Source organism: Hydrogenovibrio sp. 3SP14C1 (assembly GCF_029625905.1).
GTDB lineage: Bacteria > Pseudomonadota > Gammaproteobacteria > Thiomicrospirales > Thiomicrospiraceae > Hydrogenovibrio.
Map to the genome: position 1 here is coordinate 1 of NZ_JARTLM010000343.1, position 233 is coordinate 233.

General features: G+C 63.5%; 1 protein-coding gene. It reads right to left on the reverse strand.

Translation table 11 applies throughout. The features are described 5' to 3' along the window. The coding region (locus P8629_RS12775; protein ID WP_336618932.1) for a sigma 54-interacting transcriptional regulator at nt 1-233 on the reverse strand (233 nt) is incomplete at both ends.

Genomic DNA, 233 nt, shown 5'->3' on the forward strand with positions numbered 1-233 from the left:
TCGCTCCGCGCGCTGCTGGCATGCAGCGCGCGCGCCACCAGCTCTTTCCCGGTGCCGGAATCACCATGAATCAGCACCGTCGCATCGGAAGGCGCAACCATCGCAATTTCACTCAGCAGTTGCTGCATCGCCGGGCTTTTGCCAACCATCCCAAACTGCGAGGCGGAAACTGACGGCAGCTCGCTGGCGGGCGTTCGCGTATGCGCCAGCGCGTTTTCCAGCGTCGTTTGCAG